Genomic DNA, 24,450 nt, shown 5'->3' with positions numbered 1-24,450 from the left:
GCGCACGGCCGCAGCGAACGCAGAGGTACGCCGAGGCCCACACAGAACGAAAGCCTGCACGAAACACCGACATACCGACGCGCACGGCCGCAGCGAACGCAGAGGTACGCCGAGGCCCACACAGAACGAAAGCCTGCACGAAACACCGACATACCGACGCGCACGGCCGCAGCGAATGCGGAGGTACGCCTATTCCACGGTGACCGATTTCGCCAGGTTCCGTGGTTTGTCCACGTCGTAACCGCGCGCCTGCGCCACCTCCGCGGCGAAGATCTGCAACGGGACCGTGGACAGCAGCGGTTGGTACAGGGTCGGCGCGGACGGGATCTCGATCAGATCGTCGGCGAACGGCCGCACCAGATCATCGCCCTCTTCGGCGATCACGATCGTGCGCGCACCACGGGCCTGGATCTCGCGAATATTGCTCAGCAGCTTGGAGTGCAGTACCCCGCGCCCCTTCGGCGACGGCATCACCACGATCACCGGCAGCCCGCCCTCGATCAGCGCGATCGGACCGTGTTTGAGCTCACCCGCGGCGAAACCTTCCGCGTGCATGTACGCCAGCTCCTTGAGCTTGAGCGCACCCTCGAGCGCCACCGGGTATCCGACGTGGCGACCGAGGAACAGGATGGTCCGTTCCCGGGCGAGTTCCCGGGCGATGGCCCGCACCTGCGGCGCAGTTTCCAGCACCTGTTCCACGAGCTTCGGCATGGCCTCCAGCTCGGCGAATTCGCGTGCCACCTCGTCGGGGTACTTGGTCCCGCGCGCCTGCGCCAGCGCCAGCCCGACCAGCAGGTTCGCCGTCACCTGCGCGAGGAACGCCTTGGTGGAGGCGACCCCGATCTCCGGCCCGGCCCGGGTGTAGAGCACCGCGTCGGATTCGCGCGGGATCTGCGCGCCGTTGGTATTGCAGACCGCCAGCACCCGGGCCTTCTGGCTCTTGGCGTGCCGGACGGCCTCGAGGGTATCGGCCGTCTCACCGGACTGGGAGACCGCCACCACCAGGGTCGAACGGTCGAGCACCGGATCCCGGTAGCGGAACTCGCTGGCCAGCTCCACCTCGACCGGGAGCCGGGTCCAGTGCTCGATGGCGTATTTGGCGACCAGGCCGGAGTGGTAGGCGCTACCGCAGGCCACCACGAAGACCTTCTCCACATCGCGCAGCTCCTGATCGGAGAGGCGCTGTTCGTCCAGCACGATCCGGCCGGCCCGGCTGGGCGTCTGATCGAAATGGCCGATCAGGGTATCGGCGACCGCCACCGGCTGCTCGTCGATCTCCTTGAGCATGAAGTAGTCGTGGCCGCCCTTCTCGGCGGCGGCCAGATCCCAGTCGATGGTGAACGGCCGGGTGCTCACGCCGTCGGCGGAGCCGTCGAAATCGGTGACGCGGTAGCCGTCGGCGGTGATGACCACAGCCTGGCCCTCACCCAGCTCGACCGCTTCGCGGGTGTGCTCGATGAACGCGGTGACATCGGAGGCGATGAACATCTCGTTCTCACCCACCCCCACCACCAGTGGGGTCGAATGACGCGCCGCGATGATCTTTCCGGGGTGGTCGGCATGCGTGAACACCAGCGTGAACGCGCCCTCGAGCCGGCGTAGTACCGACAGGGTGCTGGCCTCGAAATCACCCGCGGTCGGTCCTTCGGCATATGCTCGGGCGACCAGGTGCACGGCGACCTCGGTATCGGTCTCGCTGCGGAGTTCGACCCCGGCATCCTCGAGTTCACGCCGCAGCTGGGCGAAGTTCTCGATGATGCCGTTGTGCACGACCGCGACCTTGCCGCTCACATCCTGGTGCGGATGGGCATTGCGGTCGGTCGGCGCGCCGTGGGTGGCCCACCGCGTATGCCCCATACCGGTACTGCCCGCGAAGTCGTCCGCCCGCGCGGCCGCCAGGGCCTCTTCCAGATTGCTCAACCGCCCGGCGCGCCGCTCGACCGCCACGCCGCCGGTGCCGTCGAGAATCGCCACACCCGCCGAGTCGTAACCGCGGTACTCCATGCGGCGCAAGGCAGCGACGACGACGCCCAACGCGTCCCGGTACCCGACGTACCCCACGATTCCGCACATGGCTCCCCAGCCTACTTATCGGCTAACGTTCTCGTCGTGTCGGCGTCTGTGAAATCACTTCTGAGCACTCTGACCAGCCGCGGCCCGCATCGGGTGCTCCGCGGCAATCTTGCCATCGCGGGTCAGCCCGGGGTGGTGTACACGCCGGAAACGGGCCGGGACCTACCCGCGGTCGCCTTCGGGCACGGCTGGCTGAACGGTGCCGGTAACTACGGCACGCTGCTCGAGCACCTCGCGTCCTGGGGGTTCGTGGCGGCGGCGCCGAACACCGAGCGCGGCCCGGTGCCCTCCCATCTGAACCTCGCCACCGACCTGCTCACCACCCTCGATATCTGCACCGGTGTCCGGCTGGGCGACGGCACCATCACCGTGCACCCCGAACGCCTGGCCCTGGCCGGACACGGGATGGGAGCGGGTGCGGCCGTACTCGCCGCCGCCCGGCGCCGGGTGGCCGCGGTGGCCCCGCTGTTCCCGGCGCCCACCGCGCCCGCCGCCGGCACGGTGGCCGGTGACCTCACCGTCCCGGCGCTGATCCTGGCCGGCGTGGGCGATATCGATTCGCTGAGTTCGGACGCGGTGCCCCTGGCCGCCGCCTGGGGTGGTCCGGTGCTCCTGCGCACCCTCGACGGCGCGGGCCACAACGGTCTCGCCGAGGGCCGCCGCCTCCTGGCCGCACTCGGGGGCGGTAAACACGAACAGAAAACGGCACGTACCACCCGCGCCCTGCTCACGGGTTACCTCCTGCACACCCTCCTCGGTGACAAGACCTACGCCGCCTTCGCCGATCCGGACACCACGATCCGCCACACCCATGTCATCGACCCGGCCGCAGCGCTCCTGGACCGAGAGGAGAGCCGCAGAGCCGCCGCGACCCCCGACCCGGGGACTGTGGGCAAGCTGGTCCGGACACTCCGTAAGTAGCGCACCCGGGACGAGCCGTGGGGAACCGCCTACCGGCGGCCCGCGACCGATATCGGATGGAGCGGCACCGCATCCGAGACGCCGGGCCCGGCAATTCCGCTCATACCGCGATCGGCGTCGCGAGCAGCGAGGTTCCCTGCACTGTGGTGTGGGGTCCGACCCGGTGCAGCGAGACCGACAGGCCGTGTGCGATGGATTCCGCATCGAATTCCCAGCCGTTGTAGCCGTCGAAGGCGGGATCGTCGGCGGCCACGAGCCTTGGCGTCGTCGGTCGCCACCGCTCGTTGATCCACGCAAGCATCTCGTCGCGGCTCGCCGCCTCCATGAAGTCGTTGCCGTACAGATCGTAGGAGCACGATTGCAGTACGCTGCCCTGCTCCGCGATGGTCCAGTCCGACCAGTCGCCGCAGCCGCTCTGGTACCCGTGGCCATAGCAGTGTGCCGCACCGAAGCGGGCGCTGAGCGCTTCGAGGTCGGCGTCCAGGACTCCCTTGTGCACCAGCAGGGTCCAGCCGTCGAACGCCGGAGTGACGACAACCGCCTTGTCGGGCGGCAGATCACCTTGTGCATCGAAGAGCCGGGCGGCCTCGCGGAAGCCGACCGGCACCGCGCCGGTGAGCTGGAAAGCGTCGAGCACCGCGGCCTGGTCGCTGGTCGGGACCGCGTACCAGGCGCACTCGTCGACGAAGGTGGATTCGAGCGGCTCGACAGCGTCGAGATCCTGCGCGCGACGATGCAGGAGGGGCCGATCGAGTGTCGCGTCGCGGGCCACCGGTCCACCCGAAAGCAGCTGGTCGGCGGCCTGACTCGCCCAACCGCCGGCCAACATGCCGACGAGCACCGCCGTGCGCGGCCGCAGGCCGTGCCCATTGTGGACGGTGATGCCGAGGGACTCGGCGAGGTGCTCGGTGCCGGTGCGCGCGAGCGCATCGACGACAAGCGAGAAATCGTCGGGGGAAACCCTGGAGATCACGCGCTGGTACTCGTGGAGGTATTCGCCGACCTTTTCGTTCAGGAGGTCCAGCACCGCCGTGAGCCGCTCGCGACACTGCTGGTGGTCTTCATCGGCGCGGTGGTACAGCGGGCGCAGAACGCAATGCCTGACCTCCGGATCGGGGTGCAGCAGCTGCTCGCGAAAGGACACCGTTGTATCGCTCACGGCGCGCAGCGTATCCGCTCTGCCCGAGCTTCCCAGGGGTGACCGGCGAGGGTCTCGTGACGGGCCACCGCCGAGCCCTGATGTGATCCCCATCACACAGTGTCAGGATTCTCGGAGCCACGTTGTCTGGTACTCGAACCCCCTCGAGATGAAGGAGACAGCCGTGAACGAGAACATCGACGTGGTGGTGATCGGCGGCGGATACGCCGGAGTGATGGCGGCCAATCGTCTGACGCAGCGCGACGACGTGACGGTGACCGTGATCAATCCGCGCCGGGCCTTCGTGCCGCGCCTGCGGTTGCACCAGCTGGTGGGCGGAACCCACGATGCGGTCGTCGACTATCAGGATGTCCTGGCCGAGAGTGTCCGGCTGGTCGTCGACAACGTGACACGGATCGACGCCGCCGGGCGCAGCGTGACAACGGCCGAAAGCGGCACGATCGGCTACGACTACCTGGTCTACGCGGTGGGCAGCACCGTCGCCCGTCCGCCGGTGCCGGGTGCGGCCGAGTTCACCCACCCGGTCGCCACTCTGGAGGCGGCGCAACGGCTGCGGTCGACCCTCTTCGACACCCCCATGACGGCCGCCGTAACAGTGGTCGGAGGCGGCCCGACCGGGATCGAAACCGCCGCGGAGCTGGCCGAGCAGGGCCGCGCGGTCACGCTGGTCTGCGGCAGCGTCCTCGGCCCCTACCTGCATCCGAAGGCTCGGCGGACCGCCCGCAAGTACTTCGCCGGGCTGGGGGTGACCGTGATAGAAGGAGCCGATGTCACGGCGGTCACCCGGGACACCGTCGAACTGGACGACGGCCGGACGCTCGCGAGCGAGGTCACCATCTGGACGGCGGGCTTCGGCGTCCCCGACCTGGCCGGTCACAGCGGCCTGAGCACCGACGCCGCTGGACGTCTGCTCACCGACGAGACACTGACCAGCATCGACGACGAGCGCATCGTCGCGGCGGGTGATTCGTCGGCGCCGTCGGATCTGCCGTTCCGGATGAGCGCCTACACCGCGTACTGCCTGGGCGCGCACGCCGCGGACACACTGCTGCACCGCATCGCGGGTGAACAGCCCACACCGATCGACATGTCCTTCCCGGCCATGTGCCTCAGCTTCGGCCGCGACGCCGGGATCTACCAGCTCGGTCACAAGGACGAGACCGCGATGCGGCTGTACTTCAGCGGATTCCTGGGCAAGAAGCTCAAGGAATTCGCGTGCAACGCAGGTATCGAACATCTGGCGAACGAGGCGCGCAAACCGGGTTCGCACCACTGGTTCAAGGACGGCAAACACCGGCCCCAGCTGCTCCGGGCCCAGCGCGACAGGGCGGCGGAGCCGGCCGCATAGGACACCGGAGCCCGGCATCGCCGCACTGTTCTCGGCAGCACGTGTGCGGCGGTGCCATCGCGCTCGCCGCACGGATGTTCCGGCAAGGAGAACCGGCCGGGCCTGCGACGGCTCAGACCAGCCAGCTGTTTCGCCGGTAGTAATCCGCCTCGTCGTCACCGTCGTCGTCTATCGGTGCGACGACACTGTTTCGCCGGCGGGCGGCGATGGACCGTGCGATCACCTCGTTCGGGTCGAGCTCACCGGATTGTCCCGCCCGCGTCGTATTTCCTGCGCCCGCTCCCGGGACACCCGTGCCGCCGCCCCCGGACGGCGGCGACCCCGTGTTCTGCCGGTGTTTCTCCTCGCGCGGCCGCGGAAATTCGAGCTCCCGCGGCCCGGCGGAATCCGGTTCGGGCGGTCGCTCGATCCGGGCCGCCCGATCGGTGTCCTGGTGCCCCGGTTCGTCCACACCGGTGTGCGGATCATGCTCTCGGCCTTCCTGTTCGGCCACCATATCCGCCCAGAACCGCCGCATATCGGCCGCCGACTGCTCGGCGAGCTCGGCACTCCGGGCTTCTCGCCGGGCTTTCGCCTCCGCCATCCGCTCCACCATGCGCTCGGAGTACCGGCGGCATTCCTCGCCGATCCGTTCGACTTCACTGGCCATACTCACCTCGCCGGTCGGCCCCGGACAGCGTCACCGCGGTTCGGCCCGTGATCACAGCGGGCCCGCCTCGGCCAGCTGCGCGCCGGTATCCACCGGGGGCGCGGGTGGCGGGGCCGGCGAATCGGGTTCGGGAGGCTCCGCTTCTTCGGGTTGCTGGACCGGGTAATCCTGCGGCCGGTGTTCGCCGTCTTCCTGTTTCGTTCCGGCCGGCGCCCCGGGCACCCCCGCGGGCTGTCCGGCGGGCGGCTGATCCCCGGCCTCCGGCGTCGCCGTTTCGCCCGGTGAGCTCGCGCCGACGATCACCGGCGTCCCGTCGGGGCCGACTTCGACCCGGTAGGTCGCGGGATCACCGGTCGGACTGTCCACCACGAGCGCCAATGCACCGTCGGGACCGACTTCGAGCTTGTAGTTCCGGCCGTTGAACTCGACGCCGCCGACGGCCGGCTCACCGTCACCCTCGGGGTCCGGTTTCCCGTCACCGTCGACGTCGGCATCGGGTTCGCCGTCACCGTCGAGATCCTTGTCGGGTTCGCCGTCACCGTCGAGATCCTTGTCGGGTTCGCCGTCACCGTCGAGATCCTTGTCGGGTTCGCCGTCACCGTCGGCGTCCTGGTCCGGTTTGCCGTCACCGTCGAGACCCTGCTCGGTATCGCCTTCGGGATCGATCACCTTCTCGGCCTCTTCGCGCAGCTGCTCGAGCGTACTGCCGATCTGCTCGGTCGCCGAGCCGACCAGACTGCTCAGCCCCTCGGACACCTGGGTACCGATATCCGACGAAGCGAGCTGGGTGCCCAGTTGCGCGATGGTGGACAGTGGATTGTCCGTGCTCGGGGTCTGAGTGGTCGCCGGGGTACCGGTGGTCGCGGGTGTGCCGGTGGTCGCCGGGGTACCCGTCGTCGCGGGAGTACCCGTCGTCGCGGGGGTACCGGTCGTGGCGGGTGTACCGGTGGAGCTGGGCTGATTCGTGGTTCCGGACGGTGTGGTGGGCTGCGAGGTCGGCGAAGCCTTCGGGCACGGATATCGGGTCGCGTTCAGACCCGCGAACGCACCGACTATTTCGTCGTGAATACTCGCGACCAACTGGTTCGTCTGATCGCAGGCACTGACGAATTCCCTGAGATTCGACTCGTATTCGGGCTTGAACGTTTCGTTCAACCAACTCGTACAACGCGCCTTCATCTTGCCGACGTAGGTCGAATCTCCATCGCTCAGCAATGGAATGTAGAGACCCCCGGACTCGGCAAGATCCGGGAATATCCTGTTGACCCTGTCGACCAGGGTGTCGCTGCCCATTGCCGAACTCCAGCCGAACCCCTGGGCGAAAGTGATGATGCTGTCGATGTCCTCGGGGGTCTTACCGTGCACATCGGGGTCGCCGTCGAGCAGAATCCCTTCGGCGGCTTTGGCCTTGATCCCCACCGCCTGACGCAGGGCCTGCGGCGCCGCATCGATTTCTTCGTGGACCTTGCGCACGATATTGATATCGGCCTCGGAAAGCTGGAGCTGCGTGGCCATCATATTCGCGGCCAGGGTAGCCGCCTCTCCCCACCACGCCGTGGACAGGTCGTGTGCGAGAGTGGCCTGCTGATTGCGCTCGGTGGCAACCCTGTCGAGTACGGTCTCCAGCGTATCCGCGGCTGTCCGGAACGCATTCTCGTTCAGCCCGTTCTGCTGATAGAACAATCCGTGCAGAACCTGGTAGTTCCGGAAATCGGGCGCGGTGGCGGCGCCCACCCACCGGAGATAACGGGCTTCCAGTATCTCGAAGTAACGCAGTGCCTTCGAACCGATTCCGAGCAGTTCGGTACAGCTACGATTCTCCGCCGCCGGGGTTCCCTGATCGTCGGCCATCGATTCAGCTCGCCGCCTGCCGAGTTCTATCGGCGTTCTCCTGGTCCACATCGGACATCTCGATCACCGTCTGCCCCATGGCGTCACCGGTGAGCTGGGTGGCCTCGGACCAATCGCCGAGCCATTTCTCCACCGCCGCGATCCCGGCGTGAATCGCGTCCCCCTGCGCCTTGTACGCAGCACCGGTATCGGCGGGGGCGATCGGGCTACCGGCGACACTCTTCGCCTGATCCCCGATCACCCCGGCGCTGGTGCGCATATCGTTCGCCAGGGCCACCAGAGCATCACCCTGCATTCCGACCGACTGATCACCTGTACTCACGAGCCGCTCCCCTCCGTCCTGCTCCGCCCCGCGCGGGACCGCCCCGTTCGGCCGAGCTGCGCTGTCACTGAATCCGACGTATCCCGGGCCCGACAGGTTCCGCGCCCGGAAGGCCCGGTACGCCGACCGCGAACGATTTCCCGTTCATCTTTCCATCCCCGACGGTACAGCGCAGCCCCGTTCCCGGCCGGGAACGGGGCTGGTGGCGGCCATGGGGCGCAGGGGGTTACGCCGCCACCGAACCGATCCGGTGACGGCGGATGATCAGCGTTTCGGCATGAACAGCCACAGCGCGAGGTAGATGAGGAACTGCGGGCCGGGCAGCACACAGGACACCACGAACAACAGCCGGACGAGTCCGGAGCTGAAGCCGAAGTATTCGGCGATTCCGCCGCAGACTCCGCCGATCCACTTATCGGAGGTGGAGCGGGTGAAACGGCGTGCGGGGGCGGTCATGGCGGTCCTTTCGATCGCGGTTGCTACACCCTCCACTATCCGGACCGCCACCGGCCGCTCGCATCGGCAGCGCTACCGACCCGCACCCTGATTTCCGGGGCCCGCGGCTCAGGGTGGATCCCTGAGCCGCGTATCGGTTCAGACCGCCGCGACCAGTTTCGCGAGATCGTCGGCGAGCTGCTGGGCCCGGTCCTGATCGGTGGCCTCCACCATGACCCGGATCAGCTGTTCGGTTCCGCTGGGACGCAACAGGATTCGACCGGTATCGCCGAGCAGGTCCTCGGCTGCGCGGACGGCGTCGAGGACACCCGGATCGGCGGTCACCGCGGCTTTGTCCGAGACCGGGACATTCACCAGGACCTGGGGCACCTTCTGGATCACCGCCGCCAGCTCGGCCAACGGCGACCCGGTCCGGGCCATCCGGGCCATCAACTGCAGGCCGGTCAGAATACCGTCACCGGTGGTGCCGTGGCGCGGGAAGACGACGTGCCCGGACTGCTCGCCACCCAGCGTGTAACCACCGGTGCGCAATTCCTCCAGCACATACCGATCACCGACACCGGTGGTGCGAACGGTGATGCCGGCGGCCCGCATCGCCAGATGCAGTCCCAGGTTGCTCATCACGGTGGCCACGAGTGTTTCGTCGACGAGGGTCCCGGATTCGCGCATTCCGATGGCCAGGATCGCCATGATCGCGTCGCCGTCGACGATCTCGCCCGCCGCGTCCACCGCCAGACACCGATCGGCGTCACCGTCGTGGGCCAGGCCGAGGTCGGCCCCGTGCTCCCGGACCGCCTGCTGAACCTGCTCTATATGAGTCGAACCGCATCCGGCATTGATATTGAGCCCGTCGGGGTCGGCATTGATCGCGACGACCCGGGCACCGGCTGCACGGTAGGCGGCGGGCCCGACCTCGGACGCGGCACCGTGCGCGCAGTCCACCACGACGGTCAGTCCGCTCAGATCCTGACCGGTGACCTCCACCAGATGCTCGACATAGCGCTCATGGGTATTGCCGAGACCGAACTGCCCGAGCGGATCCGAACCGGGCCGGCCCGTCGCGGCGGCACCGAGCACCCGGCCGATCCCCGCCCCGGTCGGGCGATCGAAGCCACCGGCCGCGACCCGCTCCTCGATACGTTCCTCGACAGCGTCTTCGAGTTTGTGCCCACCGGCCGCGAAGATCTTGATTCCGTTGTCCGGCATGGGATTGTGCGAGGCGGAGATCATCACGCCCAGGCTCGCGTCGTACAGACCGGTCAGGTAGGCGACAGCGGGGGTCGGCAGCACGCCGACCGGCAACACATCCATTCCCGCGGCGGTCAGCCCCGCGGTCACCGCGGCCTCCAGCATCTCCCCGCTGGCGCGCGGATCCCGCCCGAGGACCGCGACCTTACGGTGACCGGCCCGGACGTCCCCGCCCAGTACCTGCGCCGCCGCCCCGGCAACCCGTAACGCCAGCTCCGGGCTCAACGAATCGTTGGCGAGCCCGCGTACGCCGTCGGTGCCGAACAGATGTCCCATACCTTGCCCCTCGTCAGTGAGTCCACAGCACACGCCGATCCCTGCCGAACTGCCCTCGGAACGGTCGGCCGGCGAACGCCGCGGTAGATATAGCACGAGAGCAGGCGACCGGACCGGCCGGTCGCCTGCTCTCGGAACCGACACCGGTCTGTCCACCCGCACGCGGCGGGCGGACAGCCGACATCGGTGATATCAGCGCTTCGAGTACTGCGGCGCTTTACGGGCCTTCTTCAGGCCGTACTTCTTGCGCTCGGTGGCACGCGGGTCACGAGTGAGGAACCCGGCGCGCTTGAGCGCGGGACGATCGTCCGCGTTGACCACGATCAGCGCGCGGGCGATGGCCAGACGCAGCGCGCCGGCCTGACCCGAGGGGCCGCCGCCGTGCAGGCGGGCGTGCACATCGAAGCCTTCGACGCGCTCGACAGTGACCAGCGGCGACTTCACCAGCTGCTGGTGCACCTTGTTCGGGAAGTAGTCCTCGATCGAACGACCGTTGAGCACGAAGTTGCCGGTACCCGGCACCAGGCGCACCCGGACCACGGCTTCCTTGCGGCGGCCGACGGTCTGCACCGGACGGTCCAGCGGAGCCGCGTACTCGACGAACTCGGCGTCGTCGTCGTACACAACGCCCTCGTCCAGCACCTCGGCCGCGGCGTCCTCGACGACCGCTTCGTCGTATTCGGTGAATTCCTCGGGAGCGGTCACTGGGCCACCTGCTTGATCTCGAACGGAACGGGCTGCTGCGCGGTGTGCGGATGGGTCGGGCCCGCGTACACCTTCAGCTTGCCGGCGATCGCGTTGCCGAGTTTGTTCTTGGGGATCATGCCCTTGACGGCCTTCTCCACCAGCCGGTCGGGGCGCGTTTCCAGCACCTGACCGACAGTGCGGGACTTCAGGCCACCGGGGTGCCCGGAGTGGTGATGGATGAGCTTGTCCCGACGCTTGTTGCCGCTGATGGCAACCTTGTCGGCGTTGATGATGATGACGAAATCGCCACCGTCCATATGCGGTGCGTAGGTCGGCTTGTGCTTACCGCGCAGCAGATTCGCTGCCTGAACGGCAAGACGGCCGAGCACTACGTCAGTGGCGTCGATGACGTACCACTGCCGGGTGACGTCACCCGCCTTCGGGCTGTACGTAGGCACAGTGCTTCCCTGTCTGTCGTCGATGCTGCCGGCCCGGTGCGTGGTCGAGGGAATCCCGGCGGCCGGTTGAGACCCGGGCCTCGGCGTTCCACACACCAGCCGATCACGATACCAGCCGGGTACAGGCATCCGGAAACCGCCCGGAAGCTGCTCCGATATCGCCGGATGCCGGTCAGATATCGATCGGCGGGCCCGGGTCGGCGATACCCGGCAGACCGGGTACCAGGTAACGGAGGGTGTCGATACCGGGTTCCGCGCATTCGGTCCGGTCCGGCTCCTCGGCCTGCCCGGGTTCCGGCACGGCGCCCCGGACCGAATCGCCCGGCCCGGGAGCGGCGGGTACACGGGCGTAGCGCGGACTGTCCGGACCGCCGTCGCCGGTGGCCGACCGGCCGTGCGGTTCGACGGTCACCCGCGGCATGGGTACACACCCGGCCGTTGCGGTCGACAGTCGGAGCCCGGGCGCAGCCGTGCCGGCGACCGCGGTCTCGGCGGCGGGATAGGCCTGCGCGGTACCCGCTCCGTGCGCGCCCCAGGCCGTCACGGCGAGTGCGGCCACTCCGACGACGGCGTGCGCCCCGAACAGGTTGTCCTTCATCTTGTTCCAGAGCTTGCCCTTACCGCGATCGCCGTCCGGCTCGGAACCGGTCCGCGATTCACCGGCACCGGGTCCGGTGCGGCCGGGTTCCGGCCCGCCGTGGCCCGGCGGCACCGCCGCTTGGTTACCCGTCGCCGGATCCGGCGGCCGGGTGAACCGGCTCGGCGGCCCCGATATGGGTGGCGGCAACTCGCCGCGCTCGACCTTCACCGTGGCTTCCTGATCGGACGGACCATAAGAGAAAGGAGCCGCCGGCGGGCCCGGCGGCTGGGCAGCAGCGCCGTGACCGCCCTGGTTCGGTCCGGGTACCGGACCCGGCGGCGCGATATTCGGGGCCGGCGGGTGCGGTCCCGGCGCGGGGCGATACGACCCCGGCGGGCTCTGCCCCGGGCCGGGCCCGTTCGGGGCAGAGTTGGGCGCAGGCGGTGCGGAGACCGCGTGGTTCGGCGCGGGAACGCCGGGGTCCGGCTGCGGCACCGGCGCACTCGGGCCGGGCGGCGGATACGGCGCCGGACCGTCGTCCGTGTCCTCGTTTTCGCTGATCAGCAGATGGGTAGCGCCGAGAACCAGCGCATGCATCGGATGCTCGGCCTTCTTCAACCGCTGCCCCAGATGGTTACGGAAGGCGAATCGCAGGGTTTCGTTGAACACCACTTGCCCGGCCAGCAGCACCGTGGAATTGTCCGCGCCGATCGAGCGCGCGGCGGCCATCACTTCGATCACGGTGTCGTCGGCGACCCGGGGGTTGCGGGTCGATTCGGGATCGATCGGCACGTACACCGATTCGGTCGGGCGTTCGTCGTCGCCGTGCACCGCGACGACGAGCACATTGGCGCGGCCGTCCACCACATGTCCGTCGAAATGGACGGCGGTGGCCCCGACCCCCTCGGGCAACGCGGGGTCGGGCGGCCGGACCAGGCCGAGCGCACGGACATATCCGGACAGTGCGATGGATTCCGGGATCGGCTCGACCTCGACATCGAGTTGTTCGACCAGCTGGGCGTACGCGTCGATCTTCGGGTCCGGCCAATCGTCGGGATAGGGCAGCGCGACCACATCCGGTTTACCTCGGAGATAGGTCCCCACGGCGGCCAGCGGGTTGTAGAGCCGCGCCCGGAACACCAGTTCGGCCGGCCAGGTGGCCCCGGCGATAACGATCTGGGAATGCCCGAGAATCTCCCGCACATCCGGGATCGCCATCCCGAGATCGGGCCGCTGCCGATCCGCGCCGGCGGTATAGAGCCGGCCGGAGGCATCGGCCAGCAGATAGGCGGGTGGGTTGTAGCTTCCCTCGACCTGCACGGGGCGGATGGGCACGCCGGATCCGCCCGCGGCGACGGACACCACATCCCACCCGAGATGTACTGCCCCTACTCGCACCATCACAGGCATCAGTGTGCCTGGTGTACAGATGTCGCGCTCGCCGCCCCCACCCACCAGCGGGGCGAGTGATCGATCGGCCCGGTCAGTGCTCTCATCTCGCGGACTTCTTCAGCCGCAGGCGGGTCCAGGTGATGAGGGCGAGCACCACTGTGATGGCCACCACCAGGCCGATATCCAGAAACCATACGTTTCGCGCATGTTCCCAGAACCCGTCCTGTTGCGATTGGACGAACAGTGAGCGAATATCCACCGTCGATGCCGCGGCGGCGTAACCCCAGCGCGAGGGGAACAACCACGAGACCTGTTCCAGCACCACGCGATCGGTCACCGGGATCAGGCCTCCCGCCATCACCAGCAGCCCCATGATCGCCACCACCAGCAGCGGCATCACCTGCTCGCTGGATTTGGCCAGACTGGACAACAACAGCCCGAACACCACACAGGCGACGGCGGTGGCGGCGATATCTATATAGAGTTCGACGCCGCCGACGGCCAGCACCGATCCCTCCTCCGGCCGCTTCTTGCCCAGCAGCACGAAACCGATCATCACTCCCGACTGCAGCAGCGCGGCCAGGCTGAACACCACGATCTTCGCCGTCAGATAGGCCCCCGAGCGCAATCCGACCGCGCGTTCCCGCACGAAGATCGTCCGCTCTCCGACCAGATCCCGGACGGTGAGGGTGGAACCCATGAAACAGGCACCGAGAATGAGCACCACCAGCAACTGCTGCGGTTCGGAACTACCGACACGGATGAAGGATCCGTCGTCGGTCTGCGTCAACGGTGGCGGGGAGAACCCGTACTGTCCCGGCACCACCAGCGACAATCCACCCAGCACGAACGGCAGCAACACCAGGAAGGTGAGGTAGCCGCGGTCGGCCAGGATCAAACGCAACTGCCGCCGGGCCAGGGTGGAGAACTGTTTCCAGGCGCCCGACTGCGGGGGCGAACCACCGCCGCTCTGCCGCGCGGCGGGGGGCGGCGGCGGTGGCAGCGCCGCCTGCCGGGACCGGTAGTGCGCGAACGCGGCATCCGGGTTGGCCGCCACATCGGCAAAGATCCGCGCCCAATCGCTGGTGCCCAGTGCGGCTTCCACCCCCGCGGGGTTGCCGGCGTAGGCGGTCTTCCCGCCGGGGGCCAGCAGCACCACCTGATCGCACATGTCCAAGCAGGCCACAGAGTGGGTGACGACGATCACCACCCGGCCGGCGTCGGCCAGTTCCCGCAGCATCATCATGACCTGCCGGTCCAGCGCCGGGTCCAGGCCGGATGTCGGTTCGTCGAGGATCAGCAGCGAGGGACCGGTGAGCAGTTCCAGCGCCACCGACGCGCGTTTGCGCTGGCCACCGGAGAGCCGGTCGACCCGGGTGTCGGCGTGTTCGGTGAGCGAGAGTTCCCGCAGGACACCGTCGATGACCTGCTGCCGGTCCGCTTTGGAGGAGTCGGGTGGCAGCCGCAGTTCCGCTGCGAAGCCCAGCGCCTGCCGGACGGTGAGCTGGCGGTGCAGCACATCGTCCTGCGGCACCATGCCGATTCGAGAACGCAGCGCTTCGTATTCCCCGTGCAGATCACGGCCTTCGAAGGTCACCGCGCCGCCGGAGGGGTGAGTGCTGCCCGCGATCAGGCGCGACAGCGTCGACTTACCGGCACCGGAGGGGCCGATCAACGCGGTCAGTGTGCCACGCGCGGCCTGCATGTTCACATCGACGAGCAGCTGTTTGTTGCCCTCGACGGTGAATCCCACCCCGTGCACGGCCAGTCCCTGTTCGGCGACCGGGCGCTGCCGATGTACCAGGGTGCCCTGCTGCACCTCGAAGTCGATGTTGCCGATGGTGATGATGTCGCGTTCGCGCAGAACGGTGCGCTGCCGGCGGACACCGTTGACGAATGTTCCGTTGGCCGAACCGAGGTCCTCGAGAGCGAGGCCGTCGGCACCGGCGACCAGGCGCGCGTGCTTACGTGAGGCCAGCGGATCGTTGACGACGATCTGGTTGTCCGAGGTGCGCCCGATCGCCAGACCCCCCGGCGGGATCCGGTCGGCCCGGGCGACCGGTCCCTCGGTGGCGCGATGCCGGACCGGCGGTACGGCGGCCACGCTCGCCTTGGCGGTCATGTTCACATTGGCGGCCTGCGGCGGTACGGCCGGCGGCTGGGCTGCGGTGGCGACCTGCGGCGGGTGAGGCGGCTGCCCACCGTGCGGTGGCCGCTGCTGCGCCGGCGCCGGACGTGACGACGGGAGCGGCCGGCCGGGCGCGGGTCCGCGCTGCCCGGGAGGCGGGATCTGTGGTTGCGCGCCGGACTGCGGGCGCGGCGGAGCGGGGCGCGGTAACGGCTGCGATTGCGGTGGCGGCACCTGCGCCTGGGGGCGCGGTGGCTGCTGGGGAGCACCGGCGGGCACGAGCCAGATCAGCGGACCGCTGATCGCGTCACCGAGTCGTACCTGGGTGGGCCGGTCGATGGGGACGGGCCCACCGAGCCGGCGCGCGTCGACGAACACTCCGTTGGTGCTGCCGTTGTCGGTGAGTACCCAGGCCCCCGACTGCCAGGCCAGTATCGCGTGTACCCGCGATACCAGCGGACTGTCGACGAACAGCGTCACCTCGGGCGCGCGGCCCAGCGTGATCTGCTGATTCGAATCGAAGACTCGTTCGGTTCCATCATGGCGCACCGTTATGGTGCGCACCCCCGGTGCAGACATGCAGCGGATACTATTCCATTACCCGGGCATCGGAGGTGCCCCCGAGCGGGGGCTATGTCCGCGCTCCGGAGGCAACGATCAGCACTCGAACCGGCCGAAATGGGGGAGGATCCATGCCGAAACTCTCGACCTCTGCTGTCGTCGTCTCGGCGCTGTGCGCACTACTGCTGGTCACCGGGTGTACCCGATCCGTGGACGGCCACGCGGTATCGATCTACGACAATCCCTTCCAGGTGGCCGGCCTGCCGACCACGAGTGGTCCCAGCGGTCCGCGGGAGAACGCCCCCACCTCCGACCTGGTCGCCGAGCACAGCGACGGCGGCGATATCGATACGCTGGCGCTCAATGCCGTCACCGATGTGCAGGCGTACTGGGACGAGCACTACGACGCCGAGTTCGACGGCGATTTCGCACCGGTGGACAAACTGATCTCCTGGAGCGCCCGCGACTCGCGCCGCGACTCGGTGGAGTTCTGCACCGAATCGACCTATCGCATGGTGAACGCGGCCTACTGCCGCCTGGACAACTCCATAGGCTGGGACCGGGCGCTGCTGCTGCCCACCATGACCGAAACCTTCGGGCAGATGTCGGTGGTGATGGTGATCGCCCACGAGTACGGGCACGCCATCCAGAACAATGCGAAGATCGTCGACCGCGACGATCCGGTCATCGTGAAAGAACAGCAGGCCGACTGCTTCGCCGGTGCCTATATGCGCTGGGTGGCCGAGGGGAAATCGGACTACTTCACCATCAACACCTCCGACGGCCTGAACTCGGTGCTGGCCGCCACGGTGGCGATCCGCGATTCCGATCCCGACGACCCCGAGAGTGTGCACGGTTCGGCCTTCGAACGGGTTTCGGCCGTGCAGATCGGTTTCACCGACGGCGCCAAGGGCTGCAAGGGGATCGATATGGACGAGATCGAGCAGCGCCGCGGCGATCTGCCGCAAAGTTTCGACGGTGCGTCCGGGGAGTTCGAGATCACCGAGAAGAGCCTCGTCGAACTGAGCAAGGCGCTGTCGGTGATCCTGCCGACCCCGAAGGAACCGACCTATCGTTACGACGGGGCGGAAATCGAGTGCAGCGACGGGGTCGCCACCGAACCCGTCACGTATTGCCCGGCGAGCAATACGATCGCCACCAATATCGACGGGCTCGCCGAGCGCGGCACGGCCACCGATGATGCCGAGGTCCCGTTACCGGTGAAGGTCACCGGCGATTTCAACGGGTACGTGGTGTTCATCTCGCGCTACACATTGGCCGTGCAGCGGAGCCGGGACCAGGATCTGGTGGGTGCGAAGACCGGGCTGCGGGCGGCCTGTCTGTCCGGAGTGGCCACCGGGAAGCTGGCGGAATCCGGTCGGGCGCAGGGCGATATCACGCTGGCGGCCGGTGACCTGGACGAGGCGGTATCGGGCCTGCTGGCCGACGGCCTTGCCGCCAGTGACGTCGAGGGGAAGACGGTCCCGAGCGGCTTCTCCCGGGTGGACGCGTTCCGTGCCGGGGTTCTCGGCGGGGAGGAAACCTGTAGTGCCCGGTACGAATAGCCGAGGCGTCTCACAACCCGAACGGTGGCGGTGCGGCAGATTCGTACCGCATCATGCGGTGGCCGATCAGGATCTCGGTTCCCGGGATCAGCACCACGGGCTGATGTGGTGGGATACGCACCCAGTCGCGGTAGCCGGCGGCCCGGGTACGGGTGCCGTTGGTGGACCCGCGGTCGACCAGTGTCACATCCCAGTTCACCAGCCGTAGTTCCGCGTGTGCGCGTGACATTCCGCCGGAATTGTCCACAACCTGGAGTGGAGTGAGCCCGCGCCGGGCCGGCTCGGAGTTCTCCGGGTCGCGGCCCAGTACGGAATCCCCCTCCAGCAGATAGGTTGCGCCGTCGTCGAGGACGAGGATGCCCAGCGGAGGCCGGACCACTTCGATCAATGGCTGGGTCTGGTCCACCGGCATACCGCAGACGCTGCAGAAGGCCGCGCGCGGATCGGTGGGATGAGCACGCGCGCATTTGAATCCCATCACCTTGACGGTGAGCGCGTTGCCCTTGGCGGTGGCCTCGGTCCGGCGGCGCAGTTCCGGGTCCAGGGGCGGAGTACCGCGTTCGGCCGGTCCGTGCGCGGCGTAGGGCAGGTCCCGGCGCGGGGTGGGATGCGCGGGCGGGCGGGGCAGTGGATCGGAATCCGCCGTCCGGGCACCGAGGGTGGCATCGGCCGCGGTACTCCGGTGCGGCTGCCGGTCGCTGATCTCGGTCTTCGCCCGGTGCGGGTCGGTTTCGCCGCTCCCGCGCGACCCGCCGACGGGTTCGGGTTCGGGTTCGCCCGGCCCGGTACCGGATCCGCTGCCCCGCTCGGAGAGTTCGACGGTGTCCATCAGCGGTGTCGATATCGCGGTGACCACGGCATCCGGGTCCGCGGGCGGGTCCGGCTGCCGGTCCGGCGATTCCCGGGGCGGCCGGACGGCGTCCGCGGTCTCCCCCGATTCCGGGCCCTCCGGGCGCGTGCGGCGCGAGATCCCGGCCGCCGGCGATGCCGTGTTCCCGCCCGCGGGCGATGTCCAGACGATCACCCCGGCGGCCTCGGCGATCCCCTCCACCAGCCGGCCGATTCCGCGGACCGCCGGGAGCGCCGGCCGCGGATCCCGGTCCGTGTCGACGCCGATATCGTCGACGAACAGCGCGACCGCGCGAGCCGGGGTGGCCGCGGTGCGATCGACGGTGAACGCCGCGTCCCGGCCGTGGAAGTATTCGCGGGCCGCGTCGTCGAGCACCGCGGTGACGGCGCCGTGCAGGAAGATCGCGATACGGCCGGGGCCCGCGGTGGAGAGAATGCCGAAGTCCGTCGAGTTCGCCGGTCCGGTCCGGTCCCCCTGCGTCATGAGCCATCTGGTGGCTTCCCGGGCGATCAGCGCACCCGGCCCGTCGGGCCGCCGCGCGGCCGCTTCGTGCACGAGTTCGGCCAGGGCGACCAGTGCGCGCATCGCGGGAGCGTCTGCGGTGGGCCGGCCCGCACCGCGATGGGCGACCAGCACCACCGCATCCGCGACCCGGGCCGCCGCATGCGGTCCGGTGACGACCTCGACCTGCTGATCCCGCATCGGGATCAGCCGCCGTCGGAGTCGCGCTGCGGTTCGCCTGCCACTGCTCCAGGGTATGGCACCGGGCCTCGGCCGCCCTCCCCGAGATCGCCCTCGGTCGGGTAACTTCGACACCGCAGTTTCGATCGGAACGAGGGGCCGGCCCATGGTTCGGATATCGCGTGTCAGCACCGTCGCCGCGGTCGTCGCTCTCGTGGCGGCCGGTTTGTCCGGATGCGGCGCGCCGGCAGGGACGGCGGTCCCGGGGGAAATCGACGTACGCACCTTGGCGGTCGGTGATTTCCCGGTCGACAAGTTCGACTACCCGGGCGACGCCGGCGACAAGGGGCCGGTGCTGGAGGGCATCCGCATGGCGGAGGCGGTCGTCACCAGTGACCGGATCGACCCCTCGTTGCGATACGGACGCGGTTCCAAGGTGCTGCCCGATCCGGCCACCGCGATCGACTTCCTGGCCAATGTGTCCGAGCCGGTGCTGAAGAACCGCAAGATGGTGGTCGGTTACGCGGCCAGCGGGGCCGACCGCGACGATCCGGAGGGGCAGACCCGTCCGGACTCGGGCGCCACCGCCGTCACCGTGGTGGCATTGCGTTTCCCCGACACCGCGGCGGCCACCAGGGCCGCGAAGGAGTTGGAGGACGCCGATATCGGTGTCTCCCCCGACAACCGGCGGCTGAAGTCGGTGGAACATCCCGACGCGCTGGTGCACTGGCGGCCCGGTATCGCCAATATCGGCGCCTTCCTGGCGCAGGACGAATTCGTGATATCCCTGTTCGTCCAGCGGCCGAACGCCGACAGCAAGGATCTGGTGTACTGGGTCGACAAGACGCTCACCGCCCAGCTCGCGCAACTCCGCCGATTCCGGCCCACTCCCACCGCGGATATCGCGGATCTGCAGGTCGATCCCGAGAACATGCTGTCGCGCGTTGTCGTCGCCGATCGTTCGGGGCAGGTCCCCGATCCCGACAAGTTCGCCGTCTACGGCCGGAACTATCTGATCGCTTCGGCCGACGACCAGCCCGAACGCGCCCGCCTGCTGGACGAATCCGGTTTCGAGAGCGCCGCGTATGCCGACGGCAGTTCGGTGGCTCGGGTGCGCGATCCGGCCGGGGCGCCGATCCTGGTGGACGGGTTCGCCGCGTCGACGGGCGAAGCCTACGATCCGCATCCCGCGGTGGCCGGTGTCCCCGGTGCCGAATGCCTGCAGCTCAATTCGAAGGGCGATCCGCAGCACCAGTACCGTTTCCGCTGCTTCGTCCCGTACAAGCGGTACGTGGGTGTCGTGTCCAGCGATAGCGAGACCGAGGTCGAGCAGAAGACCGCGGCCCAGTACGCGTTGCTCGCGAACAGTCTCTGATCCCCGCCCCGGCCGGTCGGTGGCCGGTCCGGAATTCGTTGTGGCGCGGACACTCTCGCCGTGCGGCGCGTCGCGCCGATTTTGCTCCAAGGGCAGGCTAGCCTTACCGTGTTCTGCGTCTCATCGGGGCGCGAACGCTCGGCGCCCGTACACACGCCCACCTGTGCTTTGAGCCTGCCATATCCATTTGCTATCACGCGCGGTAGTTAGGTAACCCTTGCCACGACTGCGCGAACGCACTAATTTCGCACCGACTCCACACTCCGGTACTCCGAACCACAATTCCGAGAAAGGAAACCTTGGTGAAAAGCGTTCTCTCCGAACGTAAGACGCTTCACCCACCTAGCATCGAAGATATCGAGCACCGTGAGTTACCCGAAACCGCCGGACGGGCGGTGCGTGAACTGGCCGCTGAGATCGCGTTCACACTGGACCCCGCGCCGGGCGATACCGCGCGGGCACTGTCCGACCCCGCGCTGATCGCGCAGATCACCGCCCGCGTGCCCGAACTCCCCGCGGAAGTACGCCACGCGGTACGCCCGCCGACCGGATCGGCCGGGGCATGCGTACTGCGGCGGCTGCCCCTGCACGACGACGAGATCGGCCCCACCCCACCGGATTGGCAGAGCGCGACCGCCTGGACCGCCGAGCCGGATCGGCCGGGCTGCTCGGCCGAGCTGGACATCGCCATGCTTCTGCTCGCCGCGGCCGCCGGTGAACCGTTCGGCTGGGCCGGTCAGCAGGACGGGCGCCTGGTCAACAACATCGTGCCGGCAGCCGGACACGAACTCGAGCAGTCCGGTGCCAGCAGCACCGTTCTGCTCAGCCCGCACACCGAGGACGCATTCCATCCGATGCGTGCGAATCTGCTGCTGCTCGGTTGTCTGCGCAATCCCGACCGCGTCGGCACCACGGTCTCCTCGGTCCGCCGGGTGGAGCTCACGGCCGCGGAGCAGACGACACTGCGCACACCCACGCTGCCGATCCTGCCGGACGTCTCCTACGGGTCCGGATTCGATCGTGCCACCGCCGTATCCGTCCCGACGCTGTGGTGCGAGCCCGGGCACGAAGGCGCATCCGAGGCACTCACCGTACGATTCGACCCCGCCTACACACCGCTCGACGACGCCGATCCGGACTACCGGGCGGCGTACCGGCGGCTGACGGACGAACTCCGACGAGTCTGTGTACTGGCCTGTCTCGAACCCGGCGAGCTGCTCCTCGTCGACAACGATGTCGCAGTTCACGGCCGGGTTCCGTTCGCTGCCCGCTACGACGGCACCGACCGCTGGCTCAAACGGGTGAACATCCGGCTACCCGAACGCCCGCGCCGCGCAGCCGAATCCGGGGAGAATGGATACGGTCAGCGAATCATCGCGCCCTTCGCGCCGCTACCGGCGCAACGGGCGCGGGCAGAGCGGAACGGTGCAGTAGATGATCGAGGATCCGTTGAGCACACGTGACCGAGCGACCCCCTTGCGTGTCCTGAGCCGCGGCGATCTCGCCGACGTGCCGGTGGCTCCGGCCGAGGTCGTCCGCGCGGTGGAGGAAGCGTATATCGCACTGGCGGCCGGGGATTCCGATAATCCACGCAAGCTCAGTGTCGCCAATCCGGACGGCTGGTCGGTCGCCTACGCGATGCTGGGCCGCGACGGCCGGCGCCGGGTGGTCGCGATGAAGACGTCGTACAAGTTCGATCCCGGGCACGATCGCACCACCAAGCGTTACTACACGACCATCACGCTGTACGACGACACCACCGGCGCACCCATCGCCATGATGGACTGCTCCCGGGTCGGCGCGCTGCGCACCCCGGCGGTATCGGCGCTGCTGGTTCGCGAAACACTGCACCGGGACGCGGATACCGTGCTGCTCGTCGGCACCGGTACCCAGGGCCGCAATGCCCTGCCACATCTACTGGCCGCAAATCCGCAACTGCGCAAGCTGATGTTGTACGGCACCCACCCCGAGGGCATCGAGGCGGTGCACCGGCAACTGGCCGATTACGCACCGCACGCGCTGCTGGAGAACGTCGACGACCCCTACGCCGCAGCGGGAACAGCGGATGTGGTGCTGGCGACCGCCGGCCCGGGCACCGAGGTCGCCATCGAATCCGAGCATCTGAAATCGGGGTCGGTGGTGGTGCTGGTGGGTTACGGACTGGCCCCGTCGACCCTGCGCGACGCCGACCGGGTCGTCGCCACCAGTGCCGAGCAGATGGCACTGACCGGCACCGATATGGCCGACGACAACGGCGAATTGCGCCGGGTGGACGCGGAACTGCCGCAGATCCTGAGCCGGCGTGCCGTGGGCCGGCAGCGGGCGGCGGACAAGATCTTCGTCTACAACAGCGGTCTGGTGCTCACCGATGTCGCGGTAGCCCACGCCCTGGCCGAACGCGCCATCGCCGAAGGCCGCGGCACAGAGGTGGCGTTATGGGATTGACCGGAGCCGATGCCCCCGCCGGGGCCGAACCCGGCCCCGGCGACCTGTCCGAAGGGACTGTGGCGGCGCCGTTGCCCGCGCACCGCGACCCCTGGGAACAGCATGTGCTGACCGATCCGCAGTTGCTCGGCGATATCGCCTTCGCGATCGGCGGACCGTTCCACCTGATGTATCCGACCCGGGTGGTCGACAATATCCGCGCCTTCCAGCAGGTTTTCACCGAGTCCCGGACGTCGGGCACCGTCTACTACGGCAAAAAGGCCAATAAGGCGGCCTGCGTGGCACGAGCCTGCGCCACCGCCGGAGCGGGTATCGATGTATCGAGCACCGGCGAACTGACCGCGGCGCTGGGCCAGGGAATTCGCGGTGCGGATCTGCTGGTCACCGGACCCGAGAAATCCGACGATCTGCACTGGCTGGCCGGCCGGCACGGCTGCCTGATCACTGTGGACAGTATCGGCGAGCTGAAACGCCTGGCAGCACTGGATATTCCGATCGATGTGCTGCTGCGGGTCCTACCCGCCGCCTCGGCCAGCCGGTTCGGAATGTCGGCCGAGGAACTCGATCAGGCGGTCTCCGAAGCCGTCGACTATCCCTCGATCTCGCTACAGGGATTCAGTTTCCACCTTTCCGGCTACGACCCGGAACCGCGCGCCGCGATGGCCGGACAACTGATCGACCGGTGCCGGGCCGCGCGCACACTGGGACATCCGGCCGGAATCATTTCCATCGGTGGCGGCTTCGGTGTCGACTACGTTCCCGCCGCCGACTGGTCTGCCTTCCGGCAGCAGGCGACCCGCCGCTGGTTCCATTCCGGCAAGGCATTCGAGTCGTACTATCCGTATTCCTTTCCCGAGCCCGGACCGGCCATGCTGGCCGCGATTCTTCGACGCGACGATCTCGCCGGTCGCCTGCGCCGCACGGAGACGACGCTGGCGGTCGAACCGGGCCGCGCACTGCTGGACCGGGCGGGCAGCACGGTTTTCCGGGTGCAGGGCGGGAAGACCCGCCACGAACACGGGCAGCCCTACCGGGTCCTGACTGTGGACGGATCCAGCCTGAGCCTCTCCGAACAATGGTTCGACAGCGAATACCTCCCCGATCCGGTGCTCTGGCCGGACGGGCCCGGAACCCGGACCGCCACGGTCGTCGGGGCGGCCACCTGCCTCGAATCGGACATGCTGAGCTGGCGCCGCATTCCCTTGCCCCGCGCCGCCGTCACCGGCGATCTGCTGATCTACCCGAATACCGCCGGATATCAGATGGATTCCAACGAATCGCCCTTTCACGAATTACCCCTTCCGCCGAAAGTGGTGCTCTCCGACGCACCGGGCGGCCGGTATCGCTGGGCCCTCGATCAACCCTGTCAGTGAGACCGCAGCCCCGGTCTCATCGCACTGCCCGCATTCGACGCCCAGGAGATCC

At 68.4% G+C, this 24,450-nt stretch carries 19 protein-coding genes; 7 read left to right on the top strand and 12 right to left on the bottom strand.

Annotation, left to right across the window (positions count from 1 at the left end; genetic code table 11):
- Positions 1–189: 189 nt before the first annotated feature.
- Complete coding sequence (gene glmS, locus ACWCPQ_RS25615; protein WP_449903219.1) at positions 190–2,073, bottom strand: glutamine--fructose-6-phosphate transaminase (isomerizing); 1,884 nt, start codon at positions 2,071–2,073, stop codon at positions 190–192.
- A gap of 36 nt (positions 2,074–2,109) precedes the next feature.
- On the opposite strand from glmS, the gene ACWCPQ_RS25610 reads away from it, so the two are divergent.
- A complete protein-coding gene (locus ACWCPQ_RS25610; RefSeq protein ID WP_449903217.1) occupies positions 2,110–2,994 on the top strand; it encodes a poly(ethylene terephthalate) hydrolase family protein in 885 nt (294 codons plus the stop codon).
- Between the two features lie 100 nt (positions 2,995–3,094).
- Here ACWCPQ_RS25610 and ACWCPQ_RS25605 read toward each other — a convergent pair whose 3' ends face one another.
- On the bottom strand, positions 3,095–4,153 hold the full coding sequence (locus tag ACWCPQ_RS25605; RefSeq protein ID WP_449903216.1) for a hypothetical protein: 1,059 nt from the start codon (positions 4,151–4,153) through the stop codon (positions 3,095–3,097).
- 148 nt (positions 4,154–4,301) lie between these two features.
- Between ACWCPQ_RS25605 and ACWCPQ_RS25600 the strand changes: the two genes are divergently transcribed.
- Complete coding sequence (locus tag ACWCPQ_RS25600) at positions 4,302–5,501, top strand: NAD(P)/FAD-dependent oxidoreductase (RefSeq protein ID WP_449903214.1); 1,200 nt, start codon at positions 4,302–4,304, stop codon at positions 5,499–5,501.
- Between the two features lie 112 nt (positions 5,502–5,613).
- Here the strand turns inward: ACWCPQ_RS25600 and ACWCPQ_RS25595 are convergent, their stop codons facing one another.
- From ACWCPQ_RS25595 to ACWCPQ_RS25555, 9 genes are all read right to left on the bottom strand, one after another.
- Positions 5,614–6,150, bottom strand: coding sequence for a hypothetical protein (locus ACWCPQ_RS25595; protein WP_449903212.1), 537 nt, complete (start codon positions 6,148–6,150; stop codon positions 5,614–5,616).
- A gap of 51 nt (positions 6,151–6,201) precedes the next feature.
- On the bottom strand, positions 6,202–8,001 hold the full coding sequence (locus ACWCPQ_RS25590; RefSeq protein ID WP_449903209.1) for a hypothetical protein: 1,800 nt from the start codon (positions 7,999–8,001) through the stop codon (positions 6,202–6,204).
- 4 nt (positions 8,002–8,005) lie between these two features.
- On the bottom strand, positions 8,006–8,323 hold the full coding sequence (locus ACWCPQ_RS25585; protein ID WP_449903207.1) for a hypothetical protein: 318 nt from the start codon (positions 8,321–8,323) through the stop codon (positions 8,006–8,008).
- Between the two features lie 264 nt (positions 8,324–8,587).
- The gene (locus tag ACWCPQ_RS25580; protein WP_449903204.1) at positions 8,588–8,779 is read right to left on the bottom strand and encodes a PspC domain-containing protein; all 192 of its coding nucleotides are present in this window, start codon (positions 8,777–8,779) and stop codon (positions 8,588–8,590) included.
- Between the two features lie 138 nt (positions 8,780–8,917).
- Positions 8,918–10,303, bottom strand: a complete 1,386-nt coding sequence (gene glmM / locus ACWCPQ_RS25575; protein WP_449903201.1) for a phosphoglucosamine mutase — start codon at positions 10,301–10,303, stop codon at positions 8,918–8,920.
- Positions 10,304–10,495: 192 nt separating this feature from the next.
- Entirely contained in the window at positions 10,496–11,008 is a 513-nt protein-coding gene (rpsI, locus tag ACWCPQ_RS25570; protein ID WP_449903199.1) for a 30S ribosomal protein S9, read from the bottom strand.
- Entirely contained in the window at positions 11,005–11,448 is a 444-nt protein-coding gene (rplM, locus tag ACWCPQ_RS25565; protein ID WP_449903196.1) for a 50S ribosomal protein L13, read from the bottom strand. The genes rpsI and rplM overlap by 4 nt, the downstream gene beginning before the upstream one ends.
- A 172-nt stretch (positions 11,449–11,620) precedes the next feature.
- Positions 11,621–13,429, bottom strand: coding sequence for a hypothetical protein (locus ACWCPQ_RS25560; RefSeq protein ID WP_449903270.1), 1,809 nt, complete (start codon positions 13,427–13,429; stop codon positions 11,621–11,623).
- A gap of 91 nt (positions 13,430–13,520) precedes the next feature.
- A complete protein-coding gene (locus ACWCPQ_RS25555; RefSeq protein WP_449903194.1) occupies positions 13,521–16,127 on the bottom strand; it encodes an FHA domain-containing protein in 2,607 nt (868 codons plus the stop codon).
- Positions 16,128–16,240: 113 nt separating this feature from the next.
- On the opposite strand from ACWCPQ_RS25555, the gene ACWCPQ_RS25550 reads away from it, so the two are divergent.
- Complete coding sequence (locus ACWCPQ_RS25550) at positions 16,241–17,674, top strand: metallopeptidase (RefSeq protein ID WP_449903191.1); 1,434 nt, start codon at positions 16,241–16,243, stop codon at positions 17,672–17,674.
- 10 nt (positions 17,675–17,684) lie between these two features.
- On the opposite strand, the gene ACWCPQ_RS25545 is transcribed toward ACWCPQ_RS25550, so the two are convergent.
- Positions 17,685–19,226 carry an FHA domain-containing protein gene (locus ACWCPQ_RS25545; protein WP_449903188.1) on the bottom strand — a complete coding sequence of 514 codons (1,542 nt, stop codon included), beginning with the start codon at positions 19,224–19,226 and terminating at the stop codon, positions 17,685–17,687.
- A gap of 145 nt (positions 19,227–19,371) precedes the next feature.
- Here ACWCPQ_RS25545 and ACWCPQ_RS25540 point away from each other — a divergent pair, with 145 nt between their 5' ends.
- The 4 genes from ACWCPQ_RS25540 (at position 19,372) to ACWCPQ_RS25525 (ending at position 24,398) form a co-directional block, all read left to right on the top strand.
- Positions 19,372–20,580, top strand: coding sequence for a DUF7373 family lipoprotein (locus tag ACWCPQ_RS25540; protein WP_449903185.1), 1,209 nt, complete (start codon positions 19,372–19,374; stop codon positions 20,578–20,580).
- Positions 20,581–20,882: 302 nt separating this feature from the next.
- Positions 20,883–22,043, top strand: a complete 1,161-nt coding sequence (locus ACWCPQ_RS25535; RefSeq protein WP_449903183.1) for a TauD/TfdA family dioxygenase — start codon at positions 20,883–20,885, stop codon at positions 22,041–22,043.
- Positions 22,015–23,025, top strand: coding sequence for an ornithine cyclodeaminase family protein (locus ACWCPQ_RS25530; protein WP_449903181.1), 1,011 nt, complete (start codon positions 22,015–22,017; stop codon positions 23,023–23,025). The genes ACWCPQ_RS25535 and ACWCPQ_RS25530 overlap by 29 nt, the downstream gene beginning before the upstream one ends.
- Complete coding sequence (locus tag ACWCPQ_RS25525; protein ID WP_449903179.1) at positions 23,016–24,398, top strand: alanine racemase; 1,383 nt, start codon at positions 23,016–23,018, stop codon at positions 24,396–24,398. The genes ACWCPQ_RS25530 and ACWCPQ_RS25525 overlap by 10 nt, the downstream gene beginning before the upstream one ends.
- The last annotated feature ends 52 nt before the right edge of the window (positions 24,399–24,450 follow it).

This window comes from Nocardia sp. NPDC001965 (genome assembly GCF_053594175.1).
The sequence above is the reverse complement of the archived record's forward strand: the minus strand, read 5'-3'. Positions and strand labels throughout refer to the sequence as shown.